The sequence below is a fragment of the Curtobacterium sp. SP.BCo genome, from assembly GCF_051903265.1.
Lineage (GTDB): Bacteria > Actinomycetota > Actinomycetes > Actinomycetales > Microbacteriaceae > Curtobacterium.
This window is the reverse complement of sequence record NZ_CP194337.1, coordinates 2,444,770-2,468,343: the sequence shown is the minus strand read 5'-3', so window position 1 is coordinate 2,468,343 and position 23,574 is coordinate 2,444,770. Positions and strand designations below refer to the sequence as shown.

General features: G+C 72.6%; 20 protein-coding genes, 1 tRNA gene and 1 pseudogene. 12 read left to right on the top strand and 10 right to left on the bottom strand.

Annotated features, from left to right (window positions below):
- Window positions 1-3 precede the first annotated feature (3 nt).
- Complete coding sequence (treS, locus tag ACRQ4B_RS11765; RefSeq protein ID WP_439691621.1) at window positions 4-1,713, bottom strand: maltose alpha-D-glucosyltransferase; 1,710 nt, start codon at window positions 1,711-1,713, stop codon at window positions 4-6.
- 93 nt (window positions 1,714-1,806) lie between these two features.
- Between treS and ACRQ4B_RS11760 the strand changes: the two are divergent.
- Both ACRQ4B_RS11760 and ACRQ4B_RS11755 read left to right on the top strand, forming a co-directional pair.
- Window positions 1,807-2,679: pseudogene (locus ACRQ4B_RS11760) on the top strand (alpha/beta fold hydrolase); the annotation flags it as partial.
- Between the two features lie 191 nt (window positions 2,680-2,870).
- Window positions 2,871-3,953 carry a glycosyltransferase family 4 protein gene (locus tag ACRQ4B_RS11755; RefSeq protein ID WP_439691620.1) on the top strand — a complete coding sequence of 361 codons (1,083 nt, stop codon included), beginning with the start codon at window positions 2,871-2,873 and terminating at the stop codon, window positions 3,951-3,953.
- Window positions 3,954-4,077: 124 nt separating this feature from the next.
- Here the strand turns inward: ACRQ4B_RS11755 and ACRQ4B_RS11750 are convergent, their stop codons facing one another.
- The 3 genes from ACRQ4B_RS11750 to ACRQ4B_RS11740 all read right to left on the bottom strand — a co-directional run bounded on the left by ACRQ4B_RS11750 (window position 4,078) and on the right by ACRQ4B_RS11740 (window position 6,391).
- On the bottom strand, window positions 4,078-4,806 hold the full coding sequence (locus tag ACRQ4B_RS11750) for a hypothetical protein (RefSeq protein ID WP_439691619.1): 729 nt from the start codon (window positions 4,804-4,806) through the stop codon (window positions 4,078-4,080).
- A 62-nt stretch (window positions 4,807-4,868) separates the two neighbouring features.
- On the bottom strand, window positions 4,869-5,507 hold the full coding sequence (locus ACRQ4B_RS11745; RefSeq protein ID WP_439691618.1) for a histidine phosphatase family protein: 639 nt from the start codon (window positions 5,505-5,507) through the stop codon (window positions 4,869-4,871).
- Window positions 5,504-6,391, bottom strand: a complete 888-nt coding sequence (locus ACRQ4B_RS11740; RefSeq protein ID WP_439691617.1) for a Sir2 family NAD-dependent protein deacetylase — start codon at window positions 6,389-6,391, stop codon at window positions 5,504-5,506. Before ACRQ4B_RS11740 ends, ACRQ4B_RS11745 begins: the two co-directional genes overlap by 4 nt.
- A gap of 97 nt (window positions 6,392-6,488) precedes the next feature.
- Between ACRQ4B_RS11740 and ACRQ4B_RS11735 the strand changes: the two genes are divergently transcribed.
- Complete coding sequence (locus tag ACRQ4B_RS11735) at window positions 6,489-7,304, top strand: TrmH family RNA methyltransferase (protein ID WP_439691616.1); 816 nt, start codon at window positions 6,489-6,491, stop codon at window positions 7,302-7,304.
- Here the strand turns inward: ACRQ4B_RS11735 and ACRQ4B_RS11730 are convergent.
- From ACRQ4B_RS11730 to ACRQ4B_RS11720, 3 genes are read right to left on the bottom strand one after another with little or no spacing between them, the layout of a single operon-like run.
- Window positions 7,301-8,869, bottom strand: a complete 1,569-nt coding sequence (locus ACRQ4B_RS11730) for an AtzH-like domain-containing protein (protein ID WP_439691615.1) — start codon at window positions 8,867-8,869, stop codon at window positions 7,301-7,303. The genes ACRQ4B_RS11735 and ACRQ4B_RS11730 overlap by 4 nt on opposite strands.
- A complete protein-coding gene (locus ACRQ4B_RS11725) occupies window positions 8,866-9,948 on the bottom strand; it encodes an acetamidase/formamidase family protein (protein WP_439691614.1) in 1,083 nt (360 codons plus the stop codon). Before ACRQ4B_RS11725 ends, ACRQ4B_RS11730 begins: the two co-directional genes overlap by 4 nt.
- The gene (locus ACRQ4B_RS11720) at window positions 9,945-10,634 is read right to left on the bottom strand and encodes a FadR/GntR family transcriptional regulator (protein ID WP_439691613.1); all 690 of its coding nucleotides are present in this window, start codon (window positions 10,632-10,634) and stop codon (window positions 9,945-9,947) included. The genes ACRQ4B_RS11725 and ACRQ4B_RS11720 overlap by 4 nt, the downstream gene beginning before the upstream one ends.
- A 188-nt stretch (window positions 10,635-10,822) precedes the next feature.
- Here ACRQ4B_RS11720 and ACRQ4B_RS11715 point away from each other — a divergent pair, with 188 nt between their 5' ends.
- Genes ACRQ4B_RS11715 through ACRQ4B_RS11705 form a run of 3 tightly spaced genes read left to right on the top strand, consistent with a single transcriptional unit; the run spans window position 10,823 to window position 13,964 of the window.
- Entirely contained in the window at window positions 10,823-12,055 is a 1,233-nt protein-coding gene (locus tag ACRQ4B_RS11715; RefSeq protein ID WP_439691612.1) for a D-alanyl-D-alanine carboxypeptidase family protein, read from the top strand.
- A complete protein-coding gene (locus ACRQ4B_RS11710) occupies window positions 12,052-12,597 on the top strand; it encodes a GNAT family N-acetyltransferase (protein ID WP_439691611.1) in 546 nt (181 codons plus the stop codon). Before ACRQ4B_RS11715 ends, ACRQ4B_RS11710 begins: the two co-directional genes overlap by 4 nt.
- Window positions 12,594-13,964 carry a serine hydrolase domain-containing protein gene (locus ACRQ4B_RS11705; protein ID WP_439691610.1) on the top strand — a complete coding sequence of 457 codons (1,371 nt, stop codon included), beginning with the start codon at window positions 12,594-12,596 and terminating at the stop codon, window positions 13,962-13,964. Before ACRQ4B_RS11710 ends, ACRQ4B_RS11705 begins: the two co-directional genes overlap by 4 nt.
- 28 nt (window positions 13,965-13,992) lie before the next feature.
- Here ACRQ4B_RS11705 and ACRQ4B_RS11700 read toward each other — a convergent pair whose 3' ends face one another.
- Together ACRQ4B_RS11700 and ACRQ4B_RS11695 are read right to left on the bottom strand one after the other, a co-directional pair.
- The gene (locus ACRQ4B_RS11700) at window positions 13,993-14,442 is read right to left on the bottom strand and encodes a hypothetical protein (protein WP_439691609.1); all 450 of its coding nucleotides are present in this window, start codon (window positions 14,440-14,442) and stop codon (window positions 13,993-13,995) included.
- 4 nt (window positions 14,443-14,446) lie between these two features.
- Window positions 14,447-15,241, bottom strand: a complete 795-nt coding sequence (locus ACRQ4B_RS11695; protein WP_439691608.1) for an SGNH/GDSL hydrolase family protein — start codon at window positions 15,239-15,241, stop codon at window positions 14,447-14,449.
- 23 nt (window positions 15,242-15,264) lie between these two features.
- Here ACRQ4B_RS11695 and ACRQ4B_RS11690 point away from each other — a divergent pair, with 23 nt between their 5' ends.
- From ACRQ4B_RS11690 to ACRQ4B_RS11670, 5 genes are all read left to right on the top strand, one after another.
- A complete protein-coding gene (locus ACRQ4B_RS11690; protein WP_439691607.1) occupies window positions 15,265-16,434 on the top strand; it encodes an acyl-CoA dehydrogenase family protein in 1,170 nt (389 codons plus the stop codon).
- A gap of 257 nt (window positions 16,435-16,691) precedes the next feature.
- Window positions 16,692-17,942, top strand: a complete 1,251-nt coding sequence (dinB, locus tag ACRQ4B_RS11685) for a DNA polymerase IV (protein WP_439691606.1) — start codon at window positions 16,692-16,694, stop codon at window positions 17,940-17,942.
- A gap of 134 nt (window positions 17,943-18,076) precedes the next feature.
- Entirely contained in the window at window positions 18,077-19,876 is a 1,800-nt protein-coding gene (locus ACRQ4B_RS11680; RefSeq protein WP_439694384.1) for a DEAD/DEAH box helicase, read from the top strand.
- A 25-nt stretch (window positions 19,877-19,901) separates the two neighbouring features.
- On the top strand, window positions 19,902-20,111 hold the full coding sequence (locus ACRQ4B_RS11675; RefSeq protein ID WP_439691605.1) for a hypothetical protein: 210 nt from the start codon (window positions 19,902-19,904) through the stop codon (window positions 20,109-20,111).
- 32 nt (window positions 20,112-20,143) lie between these two features.
- Window positions 20,144-21,472 carry an NAD(P)/FAD-dependent oxidoreductase gene (locus ACRQ4B_RS11670; protein WP_439691604.1) on the top strand — a complete coding sequence of 443 codons (1,329 nt, stop codon included), beginning with the start codon at window positions 20,144-20,146 and terminating at the stop codon, window positions 21,470-21,472.
- A 488-nt stretch (window positions 21,473-21,960) separates the two neighbouring features.
- Here ACRQ4B_RS11670 and ACRQ4B_RS11665 read toward each other — a convergent pair.
- Window positions 21,961-22,046 (bottom strand) — tRNA-Leu (locus ACRQ4B_RS11665).
- Window positions 22,047-22,207: 161 nt separating this feature from the next.
- Here ACRQ4B_RS11665 and ACRQ4B_RS11660 point away from each other — a divergent pair.
- Entirely contained in the window at window positions 22,208-23,524 is a 1,317-nt protein-coding gene (locus tag ACRQ4B_RS11660) for a M20/M25/M40 family metallo-hydrolase (RefSeq protein WP_439691603.1), read from the top strand.
- The last annotated feature ends 50 nt before the right edge of the window (window positions 23,525-23,574 follow it).

Here is a 23,574-nt window from a genome sequence, read left to right as displayed (position 1 = left end):
CGTCTACGCGACCGGCGCGCCGACGTGCAGCCAGTAGAACGACTGCGTGCCCATCGTGAGCGTGACGTTCCCGGACTCGTCGAAGGACGGGAACGACCCGCCGCCGAACAGGTCGTACAGCGGTCGGCCGGCGAACTCCGGCGCGGAGACCGTGACCGACGTCGGGTTCGTGGCGAACGAGAAGACGCAGAGGACGTCCTCGGCGGAGGGGCCGAACTGGGTGCCGGAGCCCTCCCACGACCGGACGAACGCGAGCACCGAGTCGTTCGAGGTCTCCTGCACGTCGATCGATCCGAGCCCGAACACCGGGTGCGCCTTCCGGACGTGGATGACGTTGCGGACCCAGTGCAGCAGCGACCGGGACTGGGCGAGCTGGGCCTCGACGTTGACCTGCGCGTAGTTGTACACGAGGGACTGCACGACCGGAAGGTACAGCTTGCCGGGGTCCGCGGTGGAGAAGCCGGCGTTGCGGTCCGGCGTCCACTGCATCGGCGTGCGCGAGGAGTCGCGGTCCGGCAGCCAGATGTTGTCGCCCATCCCGATCTCGTCGCCGTAGTAGAGGAACGGCGAGCCGGGCAGCGAGAACAGCAGCGCGTGGATGAGCTCGAGCTCCGCACGGGAGTTGTCGAGCAAGGGTGCGAGGCGACGACGGATGCCGATGTTCGAGCGCATCCGCGGGTCGTAGCCGTACCAGCCGTACATGGCCTGGCGGTACTCCTCGCTGACCATCTCGAGGGTGAGCTCGTCGTGGTTGCGGAGGAAGACGCCCCAGGCCGCGCTGGACGGCACGTCGAGGGTCTCGGACAGGATCGCCTTCAGCTCGGCGGCGTGCTGGGCGCGGAGCGAGTAGAAGATGCGCGGCATCACCGGGAAGTCGAAGGCCATGTGGCACTCGGGCTCCTCGTCGGTGCCGAAGAACGCCGCGGTCTCACGGGGCCACTGGTTCGCCTCGGCGAGGAGGACACGCCCGGGGTACTCGTCATCGACCATCGCGCGGAGCTTCTTGATGAACTCGTGCGTCTCCGGTTCGCCCTCGCCGTTGCCCTCCTCGGACTCGAACAGGTACGGGATCGCGTCGAGCCGGAGCCCGTCCACGCCGAGGTCGAGCCAGTGCCGGACGACGTCGTACACGGCCTCGACGACCGCGGGGTTCTCGAAGTTGAGGTCGGGCTGGTGCGAGAAGAACCGGTGGAAGAAGAACTGGCGGCGCACCGGGTCGAACGTCCAGTTCGACTCCTCGGTGTCGACGAAGATGATGCGGATGTTCGCGTAGTCCTCGTCGGTGTCGCGCCAGACGTAGAAGTCGCCGTAGGGGCCGTCCGGGTCCTCGCGGGACTGCTGGAACCACTCGTGCTGGTCGCTCGTGTGGTTGATGACCATGTCGATCACGATGCGCATGTTCCGCTCGTGCGACTTCGTGACGAGTTCGCGGAAGTCGTCGAGCGTCCCGAACTCGGGGAGGATCGCCTTGTAGTCGGCGATGTCGTACCCACCGTCGCGCATCGGCGACCGGAAGAACGGCGGCAGCCAGAGCGCGTCGACACCGAGCCACTGCAGGTAGTCGAGCTTCCCGATCACCCCCTGCAGGTCACCGATCCCGTCCCCGTTCGAGTCGACGAACGAGCGGATCATGCACTCGTAGAAGACGGAGCGCTTGTACCACTGCGGGTCCAGGGTCAGGCCGGGCAGCTGGATCGGGGCGGTGAACGTCACCAGGGACACGCTAGGCCGCCACCGGGCGGGTTGTCCGCAGAAAGCGCTGACAGCGGGCACGGTCGGCGGGTGCGCGTTCGTAGACTGGCCGGGATGCAACCGCCAGTGCTCTCCCCGTACCAGTCGCTGATGGCCGCCACCCCGGTCGTGCACCGCTCCGTGCAGGTCGACGGCCGCACCACCCACTACTGGGAGTACGGGCCGTCCGACGCCAGCCGGACCGTGCTCGCCGTGCACGGGTTCCGCGGCGACCACCACGGGCTCGAGACGATCGCGGCGCACCTCGTCGGTGTCCGGGTAATCGTGCCGGACCTGCCGGGGTTCGGGATCTCCGACCCCCTCCCGGTGTCGGACATCGACTCCTACGTCGGCTGGCTCACCGGCTTCCACGCGGCGCTCGGCCTCGGGGTGGACACCGTGGTGCTCGGGCACTCGTTCGGGTCGATCGTCGTCGCCGCGACCGTCGCCGCGGGCCTCGACACGCGTCTGCTCGTGCTCGTGAACCCGATCGCCGCGCCGGCGCTGCAGGGACCGCGGGCCGTGGGGACGGGCATCGCGATCGGCTACTACCGCGCCGGCGCGGTGCTGCCGAAGCCACTCGGGCTCGGGCTGCTCCGGAACGCGGCGATCGTCCGCGCGATGAGCGTCGCGATGCTGAAAACCCGCGACCGTGACCTCCGACGGTGGGTGCACGAGCAGCACGACCGGTACTTCTCGGCGTTCGCGAACCGCACGAGCGTGCTCGAGGCGTTCCGGACGTCGGTCACCCACGACGTGTCCGAGTACGCCGACGCCATCGAGGTCCCGGTGCTCATGATCGCCGCCGAGCACGACGACATCACGGCCGTGCCCGAGCAGCGCGCCCTGGCCGCCCGTCTGCGCGACGCCGAACTGGTGGTGGTCCCGGGGGTGGGGCACCTCGTGCACTACGAGACGCCGGACGTCGCAGCGGCCGCGGTGCTGCGGCGGATGGCGGACGCGCCGAAGCGCGCGAAGAAGCCGCGCGCCAAGGCGAGCGGTGGAAAGGCGACCGCCGGCAAGGCGAGCACCGAGAAGGCGACCGGCGTCGCGAAGGCGGGTCGCGCCTCCAGTCCGGGGACGACGTCGCCCGCGCCCGACGCGAGCGAGACCACCGACCGCACCGACGGAGCCGACGCGTGAGCCGCCTCCGCGTCGGCATCGACTGCCGCTACGTCCGCATCGGACGCCACGACGGCATCAGCCGGTTCACGGCGGGCGTCGTCGCCCACCTGCCCGACCGGCACGACTTCGTGCTGCTCGTCAACGACGAACGGCAGTTGGAGTCCCTGCCGGCCGGGATGCCGTGGGAGCTCCTGCCCGACCCGACCGACGCGGGTGAGCCGTTCGTCGCCCGTCGGGTGAACCGGCTCGGCCTCGACGCCGTGTTCTCGCCCATGCAGACGATGGGGTCACGCGGGCGCGACTACGCCCTCGTCCTGACGCTGCACGACCTCATCTACTACCGGAACCGGACGCCGCCGCGGGAGTTCTCGTGGCCGATCCGGCTCGGGTGGCGGGTGTTCCACCTCAGCTGGGCGCCGCAGCGGTTCCTGCTGAACGGCGCGGACGGCGTCGTCACCGTGTCGGAGACCACCGCGGGGCTCATCGCCGACCACCGGCTCACCAAGCGGCCGGTGACCGTCGCGTACAACGCCGCCGACCCCGCGGAGCCCCGACCTGCGGACGGGACGCGTGCGAAGACCCTGGTCTACATGGGGTCGTTCATGCCGTACAAGAACGTCGAGACGCTCGCGGCCGCGCTGCCGCTGCTCGGCGCCGACTGGGTGCTGCACTGCATGTCCCGCGTGTCAGCTGCCGTCCGGGCGCGGCTCGAACGCCTGGCCCCGGCCGGCGCGATCGTCTTCCACGACGGTGCCTCGGACGAGGAGTACCGGTCCGTCCTGCGGTCGGCGACGGCACTGGCCACCGCGTCGTACGACGAGGGCTTCGGCATCCCGCTGGTGGAGGCGATGGGGGTCGGCACGCCCGTCGTCGTCAGCGACATCCCGATCTTCCGCGAGATCGGCGGCGACGCCGCGGAGTACTTCGACCCGTCGTCGCCGTCCGCGGTCGCCGCTGCGGTGCGCCGCCTGGAGGCACGGTGGGACGCCGCCTCGCGGGACTCGGTCGTGCAGGCGGCCCGGTTCCGGTGGGCCGACTCGGCCGAGCAGGTCGTGCGGGCGGTCGAGCAGGCGGTCGCGCGGCGCGGCGCGCGCTGACGCGGGGCGCGGCGCGTGCGCCGAGGCTCGGCTGGGCGGACACGACTCGGGTGTGCGGGCACGGAAAGTGTCCGTGTGGCCGAGTCTCGCGGCCGTGGCCGGCCGGGCCGTGGCCGCGCCAGCGTCAGGGCGTCGGACGACCGGACCGCACGGTCGCGCCCGGGAACTCCGCGCGGGTCGCCTGCTTCGCCTTGTCCACGATGGCCACCAGGACGTCACCGGTGCCCGGCGTCTCCACCGTGACGACGAGGTCCGCCGGCTCGTCCGAACGGTCGCCGTCACCCCAGTCGCAGCGGACGCCCGTGACCCCGCCGATCGCGTCGAGCGTCCCGGCCAGCCGGAGCCGCTTCTCGGTGATCGCCCGGTCGGCCGACACGCCGACCTCGAGGGAGCCGAGGTCGGCGATCGCGAAGACGCGCACCCCGTTGCCGCTCGCCTCGTCGGCCGCGGCGCTGAGGGCGTCGACGACCCGGACGCGTTCGCCGTCGGACAGTGTCGGGGAGACCGCGATCGTGGACGACACGTCGTAGCTCGCGAACGACGTCTTGTCGGGCTTCCCGCCGGTGACCCGGTCCACGCCGTCGACCTCCTGTGCGGCGGCGTCGAACCGGTCGAGTGCCGCCTGCGGTCGGGGGAACACCCCGCCGACGCCGTTCTGCACGCTCCCGACGATGGTGATCAGCACGACGGCGATCACCCCGACGGTCAGGACGACCCCCAGCCCGACCAGCGCACTCCGCCGGACGCGCTGCCGCGTCGTGCGCACCGGGACCGATGCCGTGTCGGGGCCGAACGCGATGTCGAGGTCGTCCTCGGCGGGCCGGGCGAACCCGTCGGTGGGTCGGTCGGACATGTCAGCCCCCTCACACGCACGCTGGGGTCAGCGAGTGCCTCGGAGCCTAGTACGAGGCCCGCTCAGCTGCGGCGTTCGAGCGGGTTCTGGTAGTCGAAGGCATACCGGCCCGGACCGTCCGAGACGTCCTCGAGCGGGTCGTCGAACCGGACGAGCTCGGCGTGGAACCGCTCCGGGTCCCACCGGAACGAGTGCACGGAACCGTTCCGGATCGGCGTGTGCACACGGTCGGCGGTGCCCGGGGCCGCCGCGTTCACGACGCTCCGGATCACGGCGCCGTGGGTGGCGACGACCACGCTGCCCCCGTCGTAGCGCACGGCGATCTCCCCGAGGGTCTCCGTGACCCGGGCGAGCAGGGCGGCACGGGACTCACGGCCGGGGATGTCGTCGTGCGGGTAGCGCGCCAGGACCTCGTCGTTGGTGAGCCCCTCGGCCTCGCCGTAGGCGCGTTCCGCGAGCCCCGGGTAGGTGGCCGGTCGGTCGAGCCCGAGGTGCGCGGCGATCACGGAGCCGGTCTCGAGGGCGCGGGAGAGCGGCGACGCCACGACGGCGTCGAAGGTACGACGCTCGAGCAGGGCCGCCGTCGCCGCTGCCTGCCGTCGGCCGGTGTCGTTGAGCGGGATGTCGGTGGAGCCCTGGATGCGCCGCTCGGCGTTCCAGTCGGTCTCGCCGTGCCGGACCAGGTACAGGAGCGTCGTCACCGCTCGATCATCGCAGACGGGTCGAGCCGGGCGGCCAGGGCCTCGAGCGTCTCCGTCGTGCCGGCGTCGAGCTTCACCGCGGCTCGGCGGTCGCTGCGGGTGGCCCCACGGTTGACGATCACGACGGGCAGCTTCCGGCGTGCGGCGTGGTCGACGAGCCGGACGCCGGAGTTCACGGTGAGCGACGACCCGACGACGAGGAGCGCCTCGGCCTCGGCGACGATCGACACGGCCTCGCGGAACTTCTCGGCCGGCACGAACTCCCCGAAGAACACCACGTCGGGCTTCAGCACGCCACCGCACACCGAGCAGTCCGGCACCCGGAAGCGCTCGACGTCGGTGATCTCGACGTCGCCGTCCGGCTGCAGCTGCACCGATCCGGGTTCGTCGATCCACGGGTTCTCGCGGTCGAGCACGGTGGCGAGGTCGGCGCGGGAGAACACCTGCCCGCACGTCAGGCAGACGGCGCGGTCCATCGAGCCGTGGATCTCGACGACACGGCGGGAACCCGAGCGGAGGTGCAGACCGTCGACGTTCTGCGTGATCACGCCCGTGACGATGCCGTCGCGTTCGAGTGCGGACAGCGCGCGGTGTCCGGCGTTCGGCCGGGCGGCGGCGAAGGTGCGCCACCCGAGGTGCGAGCCGGCCCAGTACCGCTGTCGCTTGGCGGGGTCGGCGCGGAACTCCTGGAACGTCATCGGCTTGCGGACGACGCGGCCGGCGCCCCGGTAGTCCGGGATGCCGGAGTCGGTGCTGAGCCCGGCGCCGGACAGCACGGCGACGCGCTTGCCGGCGAGCAGCTCGACGGCACGGTCGAGGTCGTCCGCGCCGGAGGCCGCCGGGTCGGTCGGTTCGCGCGTCGCCGCAGCGTCGTCGTTCAACACCCTGTTCACGGTACCCTCAACAGCCGACCGCTCCGGTCACTTCCCACGCATCCCGAGGGGCGCGAGCACCGCGCCGCACCACACCGAAACGAGCCCCGTGCACGCCGTCCGCATCGACTCCCTCGACGACTCCCGCCTCGACGACTTCGCCCGGCTGACCGACGTCGCGCTGCGCCGGGTCTCCGAACCCGAGGGCGGCCTGTACATCGCCGAGTCGAACACCGTCATCGAGCGGGCGGTCCGCGCCGGGCACGTCCCGCGGAGCATCCTCGTGCAGGAGAAGTGGCTCGACAGCGTCCTGCCCCTCGTGGCGGAGCACGACGGCCCCGTGTTCGTCGGCCCGGACGCCCTGCTCGAGGAGCTCACGGGCTTCCGGATGCACCGCGGCGCCCTCGCCGCGATGCAGCGTCCGGACCTGCCCGGTGTCGCCGAGGTGGTGCGGGACGCGAAGCTCGTCGTCGTCCTCGAGGACATCGTCGACCACACGAACGTCGGTGCCGTGTTCCGCAGCGTCGCCGGCCTCGGCGCGGACGCCGTGCTCGTCAGCCCGCGCTGCGCCGACCCGCTCTACCGGCGGAGCGTCCGGGTCAGCATGGGCACGGTCCTGCAGGTGCCGTGGACCCGGATCGGAGAGTGGCCCGCCGCCGGCGAGGACCTCCGTGCACAGGGCTTCCACCTCGCCGCGATGGCGCTCACGGACCGGTCGGTCGACCTCGACGCCTTCGTCGCCGACGTGCCCCAGAAGGTCGCCCTCGTGATGGGCACGGAGGGCCAGGGCCTCACCGACGCCGCCGTCGCCGCCGCGGACACGACGGTCCGCATCCCGATGTCGCACGGCGTCGACTCCCTCAACGTGGCCGCGGCGAGCGCCGTGGGCCTGTGGGCGGTCGCGCACGCGCAACGCGCGCGTTAGTCGACCGGGTCGGACGGGAGGCGCGGGTCGGCACCGTCGCGCAGCACCCGTTCCGCGGTGCGCACGAGGGCACGGTCCGATCCCGGGGCCCCGACGGCGCACACGCCGACGGGTGCGTCGGCGACCCGGAGGCCCGGTGCACTGACCGCGGGGAGCCCGCCGACGCTCGCCAGGCTGGTCATCGCCGTGGTCGCCGTCCGGACCCGTTCGAGCTCGGCGGTGTCGGCGGTCAGCGCCGGCGCCGGTCCGGGCGCGGTCGGGAAGAGGAGCACGCGTCCGACGACCGCTGCCCGGATCCCGCCCCGGACGTCGGCGAGTCGGGCGACCGCGTCGGCGACCTGCTCGGGCGGGTTCGCGGCGGCTGCGGCGAACCGGTCGCCGACGACGGTGCTGAGCGCTCCCGGGTGCGCGGCGATCCAGGGGCCGTGCGCGGCGGTTGCCTCGGCGGCCTGCACGAGGCGCATCGTCTCGCGGAGGTCGTCGAGCGGTGGGATCCCGAGGTCGGCGAGCGTCACCACCGGGACGTCGGCGCCGACGAGCGCACGGAAGGCGTCCTGCGTCGCGGGGTCGGCTGCGGCGAGCAGCTCCGCCACGACGGCCGGTGCGGCGGTGTCCGGGTCGTCGAGCGCGTCGGAGGGGAGCGACGCCTCGAGCGCCCGCACGAGCAGGCCGGGGTCGCGCGTCAGCCACCCGACGGTGTCGAACGACGGCGCGAGGGGGAGCAGCCCGTCGCGGGGGACGGCGTCGTGGGTCGTGCGGAGTCCCCAGAGCCCCTGGTACGAGGCGGGGATCCGGACCGAACCCGCGGTGTCCGTGCCGAGCCCGATGTCGGCCGTCCCGAGACCGACGGCCGATGCGGATCCGCTGGACGAGCCTCCCGGCAGTGCGGTGGCGACCGCCCCGTTGGGCGGGGTGCCGTGGTGCTCGTTGCGCCCCGTCAGGTTGTAGGCGAACTCGTCGGTCCGGGCGATGCCGCGGACCGATGCGCCCGCGGCGAGGAGCGCCGCGACGGCGGTGGCCGACGTCGGCTGCGGTTCGGACGCACGCAGGTAGGTGGGGTTGCCGGCGCCCACCGGGTGCCCGGCGACGGCGTAGAGGTCCTTGACGGCGACCGTCGTGCCGTCCAGGGGGCCGCCGCCGGTGGCGGGGACGAGCGGGTCGCCGACGGTGCGCCAGATCGTGGTGTCGAAGGCCCGGGGGCGGCCGGTCACGTGTGCGGCCTCGATGCGCCAGGTCCCCTCGGTGCGTCGCCAGAGCTGGGTCTGCAGGCCGGAGCCGCCCGCGGCGAAGGCCGAGACGGAGACGACGAGGGCGAGGTCGTCGGCGAGTGGCCGCACTTCGACGCGTTCGAGGTGTCGGAGGGCGACGCCGCCGCGGGCTCCGCGGAACGCGCTGATCGCGTCGTGTCCGACGAGGAGCCCGCGGTCGTCGCCGCGCAGGGTGTCGGGGGACCTGACGAAGGCGTCGTCGAGGGCGTCGAGGTCGTTGGTCATCAGGGCGGACTCGTAGGCGTCGAGCGCCTGGAGGAGTCCGTCGGGCGCGGTCGGCGGGGTCGGCTCGGTCATCGTGTGCCCTCGAAGTCGCTCTTGCGGATGCGGGCGTGCGACCCGGTGACGAGGTCGACGACCTGCGACACGTTGAAGTCGGTCGCGGCGCTGAGGTACGCGTACGCCAGGTGCGCTTCCATGCCGTAGCGCGCGCCGAGGATCGCGATGGCGTGCCGCACGCACGCGCGGACCGCTTCGTCGAGGTCGGCGTCGAGCCCGGTCGGGACGAGGAACTCGTGCGTCTCGACGAGCGGCCAGACGAGGTCGCCGAACCGCGCCGCAGCGTCCGCCGACGGTGTGAGGTCGAAGCGGACGGTGGCGCGCAGCGAGGCCTCCATCGCCGTGAGCGCGACCTCGCCGTCGCCCTGCGCGAAGTGCGGGTCACCGACGTAGGCGAGGGCACCGGGGACGAGGACGGGCAGGTGCAGCTGCGCACCGGCCTGCAGCAGGTTCACGTCGATGTTGCCGCCGTGCCGACCCGGCGGGACCGAGTGCAGCCGTTCGCCCGGGGTCGCGACGCCCATGACGCCGAGGAACGGCGCGAGCGGGAAGCGGGCGAAGCGGTCGCGGTCGTCGGTGAGCGGGATGCGGCCCCACGACCCGTCGTCGTCGGTGACCACGTCGGCGAAGACGCTCACGGTGTGTCCGTCGACGGGGTACTCGCCGTGCAGCGCGCCGCGGCCGTGCCGGTTCGACACGACGCCGTACGGCACGCGGGGGAGCGTCTCGACGACGGTCATCGTGAGGACGTCGCCGGGTTCGGCTCCCTCGACGGCGATCGGCCCGGACACGACGTGCGGTCCGTCGGCGGCGGGGTCGCGGTGGCCGGACCGGGCGATCGCGACGGCGTCGTGGAGGACGTGCTCGGGGGCGACGCCGTGGCGGCCGAAGAAGGCCACTGGGTCGCTGCCCTGGTCGGGGAGGATGCCCTCGTGGCTGACCGTGTCGATCGTCACCTCGGCGCCGGACGGCACGGTGATCGCCGGCCGGTCGTCGCCGTTCGGCAGCCGCCCCCAGTGGACGTGCTCCGGGTCGACGGGCAGGTGGTGCGCGGAGCGGATCGGTCCGACCCCGGGCTGCAGGACGGGCTGGGTCACTGGTGGTGATTCCTCTCGCGGTGCGTGCGCTCGACCAGGTGGGCGACGTCCGCCAGGTGGTCGGTCATCGCGCGGTGGGCAGCGGTCTCGTCGTGTCGGCGGATCGCGTCGTGGATGCGTTCGTGCCACTCGAAGGACGAGCGGCGACCGGCGCTGGTGCCGTGGGACGCCGCACGGACCTCCTCCACCCACCCGCTGCTCGCTTCGCAGAGGGACACGAACAGCGGGTTCCCGGAGGCGCGTGCGACCTGCACGTGGAACGCGACGTCCTGCGCGAGTGACTCGGCGGGGCTGAGACCGGCGTGCGTCGCGGCCAGGATCGACTCGAGCCGCACGAGGTCGGACGCGTCGGCGCGGACCGCGGCGAGCGCGGCGATCTGCGGTTCGACGAGTGCACGGAACTCGGTCACGTGCTCGGTCTCGGTCGGGTCCTGCGACATCCGGTCGAGCACCTCGGCGGCCTGGGCCGACCGGGGCAGGACGACGGTGCCCCGACCCGGGGTCCGGGAGACGAGCCGTCGGCGCTCGAGTTCCTGCAGGGCCTGGCGGATCGTGGTGCGGGACACCGCGAGGTCCTCGGCCAGGGTCCGCTCGGGTGGGAGCTTGTCACCCGGCGCGAGGTCGTCCAGGACCAGGCGCGCGAGGTGCGCGGCGGTGGCTGCGCTCAGGGTCGCTCCTCGTTGCACGTCCACCACGGTAGGGCTCGGCGGTCTGGTCGGCGTGTTGGTCGGACCAATCTTCACGAGGTCGTAACACGAGCGACCGCGCGCCGGGCCGCGGTGGACGCGCAGTGGCGGGCCGGGCCGCGCCGGGCCATCGTGCCCGGTGCGTCCTCGCAGCATCGCGGTACCCGCCCCCGGTACGCTCGGTTCCCGTGTCACGAGTCGTCCGCCGCCCCCGTTCCGCCGTCCGGAGGCCCGTGACGATCTCCGTCATCGCCGTGCTCGTGCTGGCGGTCGGGTACCTCGTGGCCGCGGCGGTCGTGCCGTTCGCCCCGGCGAGCGCCTCGACGACCACCTACTCGGCGCCGACGTCCACCGTGCCGGACCTGCGGTTCCCCGGGTACGGCGCGACGGCGGTGGAGGCCACGGACTTCCCGGAGAGCCTGCGGACGAGCGGGGACACGAAGCCGCGGTCGATCGCGAGCATCTCGAAGGTCGTCACCGCCCTCGTGGTGCTCGACCGCAAGCCGCTCCAGCCGGGCCAGGCCGGTCCGACGATCACGTTCACGCCGGCGATGCAGGCGCTCTACGCGAAGTACCTGGCCGTGAACGGCGAGGTCGCACCGATGCCGGACGGCCTGCGGCTCTCCGAGTACCAGACGCTGCAGGTCATGCTGATGAAGTCGGCGAACAACTACGCTGGCTCGCTCGCGCTCTGGGCGTTCGGCTCGATGGACGCGTACCGGGCGGCCGCGGACCGGTGGCTCGACGCGCACGGCCTCGACGACACCACGATCGAGGAACCGACCGGCCTCGACGCCGACAACACCTCGACCGCGACCGACCTGGTGCAGCTCGGGCAGCTCGCCCTCGCGAACCCCGTCGTCAAGCAGGTCGTGGGCACCAAGCAGGTGACCGTCCCCGGCGCCGGCGAGATCGAGAACTCGAACAAGCTGCTGGGCCTGGACGGCGTCGAGGGCATCAAGACCGGCACCCTCGACGAGGCCGGCGCCTGCCTGCTGTTCGCCGCCACGTACGAGCGCGGCGGCAAGACCGTCACCGTGATCGGTGCGATGCTCGGCGGCGTCGACCACGACTCCCTCGACGTGGACGTGCAACGGCTGCTGCGGTCCGTCGCGGACAACTTCCAGGTCGTGACGCTCGCCCACGCCGGGCAGACATTCGGGACGTTCTCGACGCCGTGGCAGGACGAGGCGGACGCGGTCTCGCGGTCGGCGTCCGAGGTCCTGGTGTGGGGGAAGACCACGGTGTCGGCGAAGACGCGGCTCGAACGGATCACCCTCGGCACCAAGGGGGAGCGTGTCGGGGTGGTGCGCTTCACGATCTCCGACCACGCCCCGGTCACGGTGCCGCTCGTCCTCGAGCGCCCCATCCAGGACCCGGGCGTCTGGTGGCGATGGACCAACCCGTTCCAGGGCGCGTGACGACCTCCGCCGTCCTCCGCCCCTGGCGCGGTGCCGACGCCGCTGCGCTCCGCGCGGCATCGGCCGACCCGGAGCTCGCCCGGCAGCTCGGCGGCGCCCGGTTCGACGACGACCGGTCCGCCGAGGGCTTCATCGCGACGCGGTACCGGCACGACGAGCACGCCCGGAACTGGGCGGTCGTCGACGCGGGCACCGTGGTCGGCGCCGTCGGCGTGACGGCGATCGAGTACGGCCACGGCACGGCGTGGGTGTCGTACTGGCTGACCGCCGCGGCCCGCGGCCGGGGGCTCGCGACCCGCGCGCTCGTCACCGCGTCCGAGGACGCCTTCGCGCTCGGCCTGCACCGGCTCGAGCTCGGGCACCGGACGAACAACCCCGCCTCGTGCGCCGTCGCCACCCGGGCCGGGTTCCGGGCGGAGGGTGTCGAGCGCGAGAAGCTCCGGTACGGCGACGAACGGTTCGACGTCGAGACGCACGCACGACTCGCCTCGGACCCGACCCCGGACGTCGTCGGGCTCCGGTCCGTAGGCTCGGACGGGTGACGACGACGTTCCCCCGGTCCACCCCGTCCGCCCTCGGCATCGACGCCCGCGGCATCGCGCGCTTCCTCGACGCCCTCGAGTCCACGCCCGACGTCGAGCCGCACAGCATCGTGCTGCTCCGGCACGGGCAGGTCGCCGCCGAGGGGTGGTGGGCGCCGTACGCCGCCGAGCGCGTCCACCTGCTGTACTCGCTCAGCAAGAGCTTCACGGCAGCCGCCGTCGGGATCGCCGTCCGCGAGGGCCTGGTCGACCTCGACGCCACCGCCCTGTCGTACTTCCCCGAGCTCGACGCGGACGTCACCGACGACCGCAGCCGCCGGATCCGCGTCCGACACCTGCTCGCGATGGCGAGCGGCCACCGCGAGGAAGCCCTCGAACGCGCCCGCGCCGCCGACCCGGAGAACCTCGTCCGCGGCTTCCTGCTCACCCCGCCGGACGAGGAACCCGGCACGGTCTTCGCCTACAACCAGCCGTGCACGTACACCCTCGGCGCGATCGTCCGACGGGTCAGCGGTGCCTCGCTCGTGGAGTACCTGCGCCCCCGACTGCTCGACCCGCTCGGCATCGACGACCTCGCCTGGCGGCGCGACGACACCGGTGCGGAGCTCGGCTTCAGCGGGTGCTACGCGCCCACCTCGGCGATCGCGGCGCTCGGCCAGCTGTACCTGGAGCGCGGCGTCCGGGACGGCGAGCGCATCCTCGACGAGGACTGGGTCGACCAGGCCACGCGCACCCAGGTCGAGAACCCGCAGGAGTCGAACCCGGACTGGAGCCAGGGCTACGGCTTCCAGTTCTGGATGGCGCGGCACGGCTTCCGCGGCGACGGCGCGTACGGCCAGTTCTGCGTCGTCCTGCCGGAGCACGACGTCGTCCTCGCCCTGACCGGGCAGAGCCTGGACATGCAGGCCGTGCTCGACGCGGCCTGGCAACACCTCCTGCCCGCCCTCGATGCTGCTGACGTCGACGCGGCCGGGGACACCGGCCTGGAGGCACGACTCGCCTCCCTCGGACTCCCCGCCGTCGCGGGTGGCCGGCTCCCGGACCTCGCCGCCGCCGGCCCCTTCGCTGGCGACGGGATCGACGCGCTCGCGTTCACCCGGGACGGTGACCGGTGGCGCGCGTCGATCGACGTCGACGGGGGCACGCTGTCCGTCCCGGTCGGCGAGGGGGAGTGGGCGATCGACGGCGCCCTCGCCGCGAGTGGTGCCGCAGATCCGGACGGCACCGTCCGCGTCGACGTCCGCTTCGTCGAGACGCCGCACCTGCTGCACCTCCGCGTCGACCCCACCACCGGCACCGCGAGCGCCGCCTGGGCCACCCAGCCCCTGCACGACGGCCCGCTGACGTTGCGACGCCCCGCCGACTGATCCGACGGGGCTAGCGGGTCGTCACGGGTCAGGGCGCCGCAGAACGTTCCGGGAGCGCACGCTCGACGACGCGGTCGTCCTCGAACCGGAGCGCGACGACGATCCGGTCGCGGGTGCGGAACCGCTCGGGGAGGTCGAGGGCGTACGACGTCGGGCCGAGGTCCGCCGTGCAGTCGGGGCCGCCGACGGTGGTCATCCGGACCCGTGGTCCGTCGGCGCCCGCTTCGATCGCGGTCGGGACGGTCGGGCAGCTCGACGAGCCGTACGTGGTGACGAAGAACCGCTGACCCTCGGTCACCCACCCGACTGCGGGGCCGGTGTCCGCCGGGTCCGTGGCGAGCGCTCCCGGTCCGGCACCGTCGTAGCGGTCGCCGATGGGTTCCGGACCGCTGCACCCGGCGACGCCGAGCGTGAGGACCGCTGCCACGAGTGCACCGCGGAGCACGGCGGTGCGGCGGTGGCGGCGGCGGGCGATCACGGGATCAGGGGGTGTCGGACCGGTGCTCGACGACGTCCTGCAGCTCCGGGCGCTTCGGGACGACGCCGTCGCCGGACGACGTGTGCTTGATGCGGCGCACGACCCACGGGACGAGGTACTCCCGCGCCCAGCCGAGGTCCTCGGCGCGTGCCTCCCGCCAGGGACGGGCCTCGAGCGGCTCCGGGTTGAACGGTTCGAGGCCGTGCTCCACCCCGAGCGCGTCCAGGACGGCCGCGGCGACGGTGGCGTGTCCCATCGGGGAGTGGTGCAGCCGGTCCGGAGCCCACATCCGCGGGTCCCGGAGCACCCGGAGCGCCCACATGTTCGCCACCAGGGCACCGTGCTTCAGCGCGATCGCGTGCAGGTTCTCGTTGTAGATCGCCGTCTTGCCGCGCACCATGCCGAGCACCGGGGTCATGCCGACGTCCGGGCCCGTGAACAGCACGACCGTCGCGCCGTCGCTCCGCAGCCGGGACACCATGGCGTCGACCCGCTCCGCCAGCTCGTCCGGGTCGGAGCCCGGCCGGATGATGTCGTTGCCGCCCGCGGACACCGTGACGAGGTCCGGCCGGAGCGCGAGGGCCGGCTCGACCTGCTCGTCGATGATCTGCTGGAGCAGTCGTCCACGGATGGCGAGGTTGGCGTAGGCGAAGTCGTCGGTCTGGTGCGCGAGGACCTCGGCCACCCGGTCCGCCCAGCCGCGGTTGCCGCCCGGCACGGTGGGGTCGGGATCGCCGATCCCCTCGGTGAACGAGTCACCGATCGCGACGTACCTGGACCACGGATGACGATCTGACACGACTCGGACCATAGTCTCGTGGCATGACGAAGGCCAACCCGGCGCCGGAGCCCAGCGCCCTCGCGTTGTCGGACGAACTCCTCGCCCGGATCGCTGCTCGTGCGCCCGGCTACGACGCCGACAACGCGTTCTGCGCCGAGGACCTGGACGAGCTGCAGGCCGCCGGGTACCTCCGGCTCGGGGTGCCCGTCGACCGCGGCGGCGCGGGGTTCGGACTCGCCGCGACGAGCGCGGTGCAGCGCCGTCTCGCGGAGGCCGCGCCGGCGACGGCGCTCGGGCTCGGGATGCACCAGGTGTGGGTGCAGGCGGCGCGGGCCGTGTCCGCGCGGGGCGAGTCGTTCCTCCAGGCCGTCACCGACCACGCGGCGGACGACCACCTGCTCGCCTTCGGTGTCAGCGAACCCGGCAACGACGCCGTGCTCTTCGACTCGTCGACGACGGCGGAGCCGGACGGCGACGGCGGGTACCGGTTCACCGGGACGAAGGTGTTCACGTCGCTCGCGCCGGCGTGGGACGTCCTGAGCGTCTTCGGCAAGGACGAGAGCGGACCGGAGCCGCGGCTCGTGCACGGGTTCGTGCTGCGTGCCGACGGCGACGTCGAACACCTCGACGACTGGGACACCCTCGGGATGCGGGCCACGCAGAGCCGCACCACCCGGCTGCACGGCGTGCACGTGCCGGCGGACCGCATCGTGCGGAGCCTGCCCGTCGGGCCGAGTCAGGACCCGCTCGTCTTCGGGATCTTCGCCGCGTTCGAGGTCCTGATCGCCTCGGTGTACGTCGGGATCGCGACCCGGGCGGTCACCCTCGCGGCGGGCGCCGTTGCGCAGCGGACGGCGGTCGACGGCACACCGCGGTCGCAGGACCCGGACGTGCGCCGGGCGATCGCGGACATGCGTGGCACGGTCGACGCGGTCGAGCTGCAGGTGTCCTCGCTCGCGCGGTCGGTCGACGAGCTCGACGACCTGGGTGCGCGCTGGTTCCCGTTGCTGGTCGGGACGAAGGCCCGGGCGGTCGACGCGGCGCAGCACGTGGTGGACGAGGCGATGCGCGTCGTCGGCGGTGGGGCGTACCGGGCGTCGGGGGAGTTGGCGCGGTTGGCGCGGGACGTGCGGGCGGGGCAGTACCACCCGTCGTCGCGGGACTCGGCGGCGCGGACGATCGCGGCGTCGGTGCTCGGGCCGCTCGGCTGACGGCGCGGCGGGCTGCGGCGCGCTGCGCTGCCCGGCTGTCGGCCCGGCGTGCTGCGCCGCGAGCTCGCACCGTGCGAGGAAGCTGCCGCAGCGTGCGAGGTTCCGCGCACTGTGCGATCCGCGCGGCGTCCCACGGTGGGCGGAACCTCGCACCGTGACGGCCCGCCTCCACCTCGCGAGCGCACCCGGTGCGACCGCGGCGCACGCCGGCGCGCGGTGAAGAGCGGGATGTCGGTGGCTGCTGGCACCATCGAGGCGTGAGCAAACAGGACGGAAGCAACCGCCTGGTGTCCGACGCGCCCGTCGACGACCTGACCGCCAGCGTCCTGCACGTCGACATGGACGCCTTCTTCGCCTCCGTCGAACTGCTCGACCGTCCGGACCTCCGCGGTCTGCCGGTCGTCATCGGGCACGACTCGGACCGGTCCGTCGTGACCGCCGCCACGTACGAGGCCCGCAAGTACGGCGTGAACTCCGCGATGCCGATGGCCGTGGCGAAGCGCCGGTGCCCGAACGCGATCATCGTCGAGCCGCACTTCGAGAAGTACCGGGCGAAGTCCGCCGCCGTGATGGCCGTGTTCGGCCGCTTCACGCCACGCGTCGAGGTGCTCGGCATCGACGAGGCGTTCCTCGACGTCGCCGGGGCGATCCGGTTGTACGGCACCCCCTGGGAGATCGGCCGGGCGATCCGTGCCGCCGTGTACCAGGAGACCGGTCTGCACTGCTCGGTCGGTGCGGCGTCGACGAAGTTCGTGGCGAAGCTGGCGTCCAGCCGGGCCAAGCCGGACGGGCTGCTCGTCGTGCCCGCGGCGGACACGGTGGCGTTCCTGCACCCGCAGCCGGTGTCTGCGCTCTGGGGCGTCGGCGGCAAGACGCAGGAGACCCTCGAGCGCCGCGGCATCCGCACCGTCGGCGACCTGGCGACCACGCCGCTCGGCTCCCTCGTGTCGGCGCTCGGACCGGCCGGCGGGCAGCGGCTGCACGACCTCTCCTGGGGGCGGGACCCCCGGGTCGTCGAGGCCGGTGTCGGCGAGAAGTCAATCGGGCACGAGGTGACGTTCGGTCGCGACCTCACCGAGCGTGACGACGTCGCCCGCGAACTCCTGCGCCTGGCCGACAAGGTGGCGGTCCGGCTCCGTCGCGCCGACGTCCAGGCGCGCACGGTGGCGCTCAAGGTCCGCTACACCGACTTCACCACGCTGACCCGGTCGCGCACGCTCGCGGAGCCGACCGACGTCGCCAAGCGGTTGCACCGGGAAGCCGTCGAGCTGTACGACGTGCTGCACCGGCCGGGCAACCAGATCCGGTTGATCGGCGTTCGCGGCGAGAACCTGGTGCCGGCCGCCGCGAGCAACGCCCTCTGGGACGACGACGCGCCGTGGCGCGAGACCGAGACGACGGTCGACGCGGTCGCCGCCCGCTTCGGCGCCGGCGTGCTGCGCCCGGCATCCCTGGTGCGCGGCGCGCCCGAGGGGCACGTCCCGCACGCTCGGCAGGACCGAGGGTGACGGTAGAATCTCCTCCAGTGAGCGCAGCCGAGTACACCGATCAGCCAGGGCCCGGGGACCAGCCCGCGTCGCTGTGGGACGACACCTCCGCGCACGATCCGGACGGGTCCGCCGCTGCCGCGCACGACGACGCCGTGGCCGCTGCCGAGGCGGCCGGCAACTCCGCCGTCCAGCACCTGTCTCCGGCGTTCCCGGACCGCGCTGCCTGGGGGACCGCCTCCAAGCTGCGCGCCTGGCAGGTCGAGGCGCTGACGAAGTACTTCGAGACCGAGCCGCGGGACTTCCTGGCGGCGGCGACGCCCGGTGCCGGCAAGACCACGTTCGCGCTCCGGCTCGCCACCGAGCTCCTCGCGCGCGGCACCGTCGACCGCATCGTCGTCGTCGCCCCGACCGAGCACCTGAAGCGCCAGTGGGCGGACTCCGCCGACCGGGTCGGCATCCGCATCGACCCGATGTTCAAGAACGGTGACGGCATGTTCGGCCGGCACTACCAGGGCGTCGCGATCACGTACGCCCAGGTCGGCATGAACCCGGAGGTCCACCAGCGGATCACGGCCGGCGGCAAGACGCTCGTCATCCTCGACGAGGTCCACCACGGCGGGGACGCGCTCACGTGGGGTGACGGCATCCGGGAGGCGTTCTCGAAGGCCACGCGCCGGCTCTCGCTCTCCGGCACGCCCTTCCGGTCGGACACCGCACCGATCCCCTTCGTGCAGTACGCACCCGACGAGCAGGGCATCCGCACCTCGATCTCCGACTACAACTACGGCTACGGCCGGGCGCTGAAGGACGGCGTCGTGCGTCCCGTGCTGTTCATGGCGTACGCCGGTCAGATGCGCTGGAAGACCCGGATGGGCGACGAGATGTCGGCGTCCCTCGGCGAACAGGTGACGAAGGACATCACCGCCCAGGCCTGGCGCACCGCGCTGTCGCCCGAGGGCGAGTGGATGCCCGCGGTCCTGTCCGCCGCCGACAAGCGCCTGACCGAGGTCCGTCGTGGTGTCCCGGACGCCGGCGGCCTGGTCATCGCCACCGACACCACCACGGCCCGCGCCTACGCTCGCATCCTGCAGCAGATCACGGGGGAGCGGCCGACGGTCGTCCTCTCCGACGAGGCCGCGGGGTCGAGCCGGATCGGGGCCTTCGCCGAGGACACCTCGCGCTGGATGGTCGCGGTCCGCATGGTGTCGGAAGGCGTCGACGTGCCGCGGCTCTGCGTCGGCGTGTACGCCACGAGCGCGAGCACGCCGCTGTTCTTCGCCCAGGTGATCGGCCGCTTCGTGCGCGCCCGACGCCGCGGTGAGACGGCCTCGGTGTTCCTGCCGAGCGTGCCGGGGCTGATGGCCCTGGCGGCGTCCCTCGAACTCGAACGCGACCACGCACTGGACCGCCCGAAGGACGCCGACGACGGGATGTACAACCCCGAGGACGCGATGGTCGCCGAGGCCAACAAGGAGGACCGCGCGTCCGAGAGCCTGCTCGAGGTGCAGCCGTTCGAGGCGCTCGACTCGCAGGCCTCGTTCGACCGGGTGCTCTACGACGGCGGCGAGTTCGGCACCGGGGGCGAGGTCGGATCCTTGGAGGAGCTCGACTTCATCGGTATCCCGGGCCTGCTCGAACCCGACCAGGTGCGCGACCTGCTCCGTGCGCGGCAGGCGACCCAGGCGAAGCGCGCCAAGGGTCGGTCGCCGAAGGACGGCATGCCGAAGGTCCAGCCGCCCGAGGACCGCCCGATGTACCAGACGATCAAGGAGCAGCGGTCCGAGCTGCACCGGCTCGTGTCGATCTGGTCGCGGCACTCGAACGAGCCGCACGGCGCGATCCACGCCGAGCTCCGACGGATCAGCGGGGGACCGGCCGTGGCGCAGGCGAGCATCGAGCAGATCCAGAAGCGCATCGACCTGCTCCGCTCCCGCATCGGCGGGCGTCGGTGACCTGCGTCGCCGTCGGGTCCGCCGCGTGATCGAGCCGGTCGACGACCGCACCTGGTACGTCCGACGCGACGCCGAGTCCTCGCCGGAGGCCATCATCGACCGGTTCGGCGGCGGCTACCGGCTGCGTCGCTTCTCGCTCACGGAGTCGCGCCGGACCCCGCACGGCGTCTACACGGGCGTCGAGCTCGCGGAGACGGCGTGGTGGCGTCTGCGCGACCGCCCGCGCGGCTCATGACATCACAAGCCGTATTCGGGTAGACCGGGGGCATGGCAGACTCCATCCCTCACGTCCTCGTCCTCGGCGGCGGCTCCGCTGGTTACTCCACCGTCAAGCAGCTCCAGAAGCACGCGGCCACGGTGCCGATGCGCATCACGCTGGTGGACCAGAACACGTACTACACGTACCTGCCGTTCCTGCCGGAGGTCGCCGGCGGCCACATCGCCCCGAAGGACGTCACGGTGGAGCTCCGTCGTGCGCTCCGGAAGACCCGGGTGATCCAGGGCAAGGTCACCGGCATCTCGGCGGCCGACAAGACCGTCTCCGTCGCCACGGCCGGTGGCGACGACCGCACGCTCGGGTACGACCAGCTCGTCGTCGCCCTGGGGTCGGTCACGCGCACGTTCCCGACGCCGGGCCTCGAGGAGTACGGCGTCGGCTTCAAGTCCGTCGAGGAAGCCGCGTACGTCCGCGCGAAGCTGCTCGACAACATCGCGAAGGCCGCTGCCACCCGTGACGAGGACGAGCGTCGCCGTCTGCTCACGAGCATCTTCGTCGGCGGTGGCTACACCGGTGTCGAGGCGATCGGCGAGCTGTTCGACGTGTCGCAGGCCGCCATCAAGACGTACCCGTCGCTCGCCGGGGAGCACCCGCGCTGGGTGCTCATCGACGCGCTCGACCGCGTCGCGCCGGAGGTCGGCCCGGAGCTGTCCAAGTGGACGCTCGAGGCGCTCCGTGCCCGCGGCATCGACGTCCGCCTGAAGACCACGATGCCGAGTGCCGAGGGCGGCGTCATCAAGCTCTCCGACGGCGACGAGTTCGCTGCCGGTCTGCTCGTGTGGACGGCCGGCGTCAAGCCGAACCCGCTCCTGGACGCCTCGGACCTGCCGCGTGGGCCGAAGGGGCACCTCGCCGCGAACGCGAAGCTCCAGGTCGAGAACGAGGAGACCCACGAGGTCGTCCCGGGCGTCTGGGGACTCGGCGACGTCGCGCAGGTCCCGGACCTCACCGCCGACAAGCAGCCCGCGTACTACCCGCCGAACGCGCAGAACGCCGTCCGGCAGGCCGTCGTCGCGGCGGACAACGTCGTCGCGACGATCACCGGCAAGCCGCTGGAGGAGTACCGCCACCCGTCGATCGGCACGGTCGCGTCGTACGGTGTCGGCAAGGGTGCCGCGAACATCAAGGGCATCAAGATGACGAACGTCCTCGCGTGGCTCGCGCACCGTGCGTACCACGTGTACGCGATGCCGACGCTGAACCGGAAGGCCCGCATCGTCATCGGCTGGGTGACCGGTGCCGTGTCCGGTCGCGACGCGACCTCCCTGATCAAGGAGACGGACCCGCGCAGCAACTTCGTCGAGGCGTCGAAGAGCTAGTCGCGACCCCCTGACGGACTGGAGGCGCGGTGCCAGCTGGCACCGCGCCTCCAGTCCGTCCGTGGCATCGTCTGCGTCTGCGTCTGCGTCTGCGTGGTGCGACATCCCGCCGGTCGTTCGACGCGTGCGGTGTCGCCTGATGCGCGCGCATCGTGTGCGTGTGCATGGTGCGACGTCCCGCCGGTCGTTCGACGCGTGCGGTGTCGCCTGATGCGCGCACATCGACCTCGCAACCGACCTCCCGGAGCCCCACGCAGCGATCTGGCACGTGGTGACCGACCTACCGGAGGTGCCGCGTCGGGGGCCGTGAGCGCAGCGAACTGGCACGTGGTGACCGACCTTCCGGAGCCCCCACGCCGCACCCTGAGCGCAGCGAAGCGGTTCCGCCAGAGGCGGTGGCGCCCCGAGCGGAGCGACGGCGCCACTCGCCGGGAAGACGCAACAGAAAATGCCCCCCGACCGCAAGGTCAGGGGGCATCCATTTTCTGTGTCCGAGGGGGGACTTGAACCCCCACGCCCTAATACGGGCACTAGCACCTCAAGCTAGCGCGTCTACCAATTCCGCCACCCGGACAGGGTGTCTGGTGTCTGTTTCCCGGGTTTTCCCCGGCGTTCCTGCCGAGAGAAGACACTAGCACGGCTCTGAACGCGCGATGAACACGGCGGCGCATCCCGGGCGCGTCCTTCGCGGTGACGGCTCCGGGTGGGGTCGGTGGCGACCGGTAGCGTGGGGGCATGACGAACCCGGACGCGACGGTGACCGACCTCGAGACGACGGCTGCGATCGCCCGCGACCTGATCCGCATCGACACGACGAACTGGGGCGAGGGGAAGTCCCGGGGCGAGACGGAGGCAGCGCACTACGTCGAGGCGAAGTTGCGCGCGTTGGGGCTGGAGCCGCAGCTGTTCGAGTCGGAGCCGGACCGGGTGAGCGTCGTCGCCCGGGTGCCGGGGCGTGACCGGGACAAGCCGGCGCTCGTGGTGCACGGGCACCTCGACGTGGTGCCGGCGGACCCGGCGAACTGGTCGGTGGACCCGTTCGGCGGCGAGGTCAAGGACGGCATGCTGTGGGGCCGCGGCGCCGTCGACATGAAGAACATGGACGCGATGATGCTGACGTCCCTCGCGGACGTGATCGAGCAGCAGGGCGCTCCGGAGCGGGACCTCGTGATCGCGTACTTCGCGGACGAGGAAGCCGGGGGAGTGCTCGGGTCGCACCACGTCGTCGAGAACCACCCCGAGGTCTTCGCGGGAGCCAGTGCGGCGATCAGCGAGGTCGGCGGCTACTCGATCACCCTCGGCGACCGTCGGGCGTACCTGCTGCAGACGGGCGAGAAGGCCTTGATGTGGATCAAGCTCGTCGCGAGGGGCACGGCAGCGCACGGTTCGCACGTGATCCGCGACAACGCGGTGACGAAGCTCGCGGCCGCGGTCGCGCGGATCGGCAGCGAGGAGTGGCCGGTCCGGCTCTCGGCGACGACGGACGCGATGGTGGCCGAGGTCGCACGGTTCCTCGGGGTCGACCCGACGGTGACCGGTCCGGACGAGGTGGCGCTGGCGACGGGGTCCGCGTCGCGCTTCATCCACGCGGCCCTGCACACCACCACGAACCCGACGGTGCTGAACGCCGGGTACAAGCACAACGTCATCCCGGACCAGGCCGAGGCGCTCGTCGACATCCGGTGCCTGCCGGGCGACGAGGAGTCGGTGCTCGCCCGCGTGCGGGAACTCGCCGGCGACGACGTCGAGGTCGTGATGTCCTTCCGCGACATCGGGCTGGAGCAGGACTTCGGTGGTCCGCTGGTGGACGCGGTGCGGGACGTCCTGGGTCGCCACGACCCGGGTGCCCCGGTGCTGCCGTACCTGCTCTCCGGCGGCACGGACAACAAGGCGCTGTCGACCCTCGGGATCGCCGGGTACGGGTTCGTGCCCCTGCAGCTGCCCGCCGGGGTGGACTTCCCGGCGATGTTCCACGGCGTCGACGAGCGTGTGCCGCTCGACGCGATCGCGTTCGGACGCCGTGTCCTCGGGGACCTGCTCGCCACGTACTGATATTGTTGATGGTCGCCGTCGTGGCGGTGTCCTGACCGTCCTCCCCGAAA

Excerpts from the sequence above, each read along its gene's own strand:
- ACRQ4B_RS11670 (WP_439691604.1), top strand. The coding sequence starts at position 20,144 with ATGGCAGACTCCATCCCTCACGTCCTCGTCCTCGGCGGCGGCTCCGCT.
- ACRQ4B_RS11730 (WP_439691615.1), bottom strand. The coding sequence starts at position 8,869 with ATGACCGAGCCGACCCCGCCGACCGCGCCCGACGGACTCCTCCAGGCG.
- ACRQ4B_RS11750 (WP_439691619.1), bottom strand. The coding sequence starts at position 4,806 with ATGTCCGACCGACCCACCGACGGGTTCGCCCGGCCCGCCGAGGACGAC.
- ACRQ4B_RS11660 (WP_439691603.1), top strand. The coding sequence starts at position 22,208 with ATGACGAACCCGGACGCGACGGTGACCGACCTCGAGACGACGGCTGCG.
- ACRQ4B_RS11690 (WP_439691607.1), top strand. The coding sequence starts at position 15,265 with ATGACGAAGGCCAACCCGGCGCCGGAGCCCAGCGCCCTCGCGTTGTCG.